This window comes from Rugamonas aquatica, assembly GCF_009380215.1.
GTDB lineage: Bacteria > Pseudomonadota > Gammaproteobacteria > Burkholderiales > Burkholderiaceae_D > Rugamonas > Rugamonas aquatica_B.
On record NZ_WHUG01000051.1, the window covers coordinates 1 to 387 of the forward strand.

1 tRNA gene is annotated in these 387 nt (G+C 43.4%); it reads left to right on the forward strand.

Features of this window, described 5'->3' with window-relative positions:
- The first annotated feature begins 48 nt into the window (after positions 1–48).
- A tRNA-Ala gene (locus GEV02_RS32605) sits at positions 49–124 on the forward strand.
- Positions 125–387: the final 263 nt, after the last annotated feature.

A 387-nucleotide genomic window follows, 5' to 3' on the forward strand; every position in this document is an offset into this window, starting at 1 on the left:
GTTCGAGTCCAACCAGCCCTACCAGTTTCTGCCTTGTAGTAAATCTCAGGGGGATTAGCTCAGCTGGGAGAGCACCTGCTTTGCAAGCAGGGGGTCGTCGGTTCGATCCCGTCATCCTCCACCAAAAGTTCAAACGTAAGTCAGCCAATCATGGTTGCGATTTAGGTTTGATCTTTTAGAGATCAAGTGCTGTACGTTCTTTAACAATCTGGAAGAAGTAAGTAAATTTTTATTGATCGTTTTGCGGTAAAACGCAAGATGATGGGTAATGATTGTATGTATCAACAAACGCAACAACGTAGTACTTCTTATTTCTATAACCGCTCCTTTGTTTAGTCGCAAGGGGCTAACGTTATAGGGACAAGTGAATAAGTGCACATGGTGGAT